Annotated in this window: 1 protein-coding gene; it reads left to right on the top strand. The window is 71.6% G+C overall.

Translation table 11 applies throughout. The features are described 5' to 3' along the window. The coding region (locus tag AB8Z36_RS39205) for a MinD/ParA family ATP-binding protein (protein ID WP_369218133.1) at nucleotides 1-1687 on the top strand (1687 nt) is incomplete at its 5' end. Nucleotides 1688-1689 lie beyond the last annotated feature (2 nt).

The following is a 1689-nucleotide window of genomic DNA, read 5'->3' on the forward strand; positions in this document are numbered from 1 at the left end:
ATGGCACACGCCGCAGACGGGCTATGGGTTCCCGCAGCAGGGGGCCGCCGCGCCCGCTCCTCCGCCGCAGGCCGGGTACGGGTTCCCGCAGCCTCCGGGGGTCGACGCACCCGTACAGGCTGGTGGGTACGGGTTTCCGCAGGGGCCGCCGCAGCCCGTGCAGCCGCAGGCTCCGCAGGGTCAGGGGCAGTATCAGGGCCAGGGGCAGAGCCAGCCGCAGCCGCAGCTCCCGGCCCAGGCTCAGCCGCCGGTGCAGGGGCAGCCGCCCGTTCAAGGGCAGCCCCAGCCGCATCCGCAACCGCACCCGCAGGCCCCCCAGGGCCCCGTCGACCCCCGTACCGGGGCCGCCTGGCCGCAGGCCGTGCAGCATGATCAGCGGGAGCGGACCAACCCCGGCGCTCCGCTGGGGTACACCGCCGCCGTCGAGCTCTCCTCCGACCGGCTGCTGCGCAACTCCAAGCCGAAGGCCAAGAGCAGCCGTCCCGTCGGGGGCGGGCGCTTCAAGCTCGGCGGCAAGAAGGAGGAGGCCGAGCGGCAGCGCAAGCTGGAGCTGATCCGCACGCCGGTGCTCTCCTGCTACCGGATCGCCGTCATCAGCCTCAAGGGCGGCGTCGGCAAGACGACGACGACCACCGCGCTGGGTTCGACGCTCGCCACCGAGCGGCAGGACAAGATCCTCGCGATCGACGCCAACCCCGACGCGGGTACGCTCGGGCGGCGCGTGCGGCGGGAGACCGGGGCCACCATTCGTGACCTCGTGCAGGCGATCCCGTACCTCAACTCGTACATGGACATCCGGCGGTTCACGTCGCAGGCCGCGTCCGGGCTGGAGATCATCGCCAATGACGTCGATCCCGCCGTGTCGACCACGTTCAACGACGAGGACTACCGGCGTGCCATCGATGTGCTGGGGAAGCAGTATCCGATCATCCTGACCGACTCGGGTACGGGGCTGCTCTACAGCGCCATGCGCGGGGTGCTCGACCTCGCCGATCAGCTCATCATCATCTCCACGCCTTCGGTGGACGGGGCCAGCAGTGCGTCGACGACGCTGGACTGGCTGTCCGCCCATGGGTACGCGGACCTTGTCTCACGGTCCATCACCGTCATCTCCGGGGTGCGGGAGACCGGGAAGATGATCAAGGTGGACGACATCGTGTCGCACTTCGAGACGCGGTGCCGGGGGGTTGTCGTCGTTCCCTTCGACGAGCATCTCGCGGCCGGTGCGGAGGTCGATCTCGACATGATGCGGCCGAAGGTGCGGGAGGCGTACTTCAATCTCTCGGCGATGGTGGCCGAGGACTTCGTGCGGGCTCAGCAGCAGCAGGGGCTCTGGACGTCGGACGGGAATCCGCCGCCGCGGGTGGCTCCGCCGATGCCTGGGCAGGGGCAGCCGTATGCTGCGCCGCAGCCGTATGGGCAGCCGCCGCAGGCTCAGCAGCCGCAGCAGCAGCCGCAGCCGCAGCCCGGGGCTCCGCAGCAGCAGCCGCCGTATCCGCAGCAGCAGGGGTGGCAGCAGGCGCCGCAGGTTCCGCAGCAGCCGCAGCCGCAGCCGCAGTCGCAGCCGTACGGGCAGCCGCCGCATGCTCAGCCTCAGGCTCCGCAGCAGCAGCCGCCGCAGGGGCAGGTGCCGCCGCCCGTGCAGCCGGGGGCGCCGTTCCAGCAGCCGCCTCCGCCGCAGCAGTAGCC

Origin of the sequence: Streptomyces flavofungini, from assembly GCF_041028215.1 — a bacterium.
GTDB classification, from domain to species: Bacteria; Actinomycetota; Actinomycetes; order Streptomycetales; family Streptomycetaceae; genus Streptomyces; species Streptomyces flavofungini_B.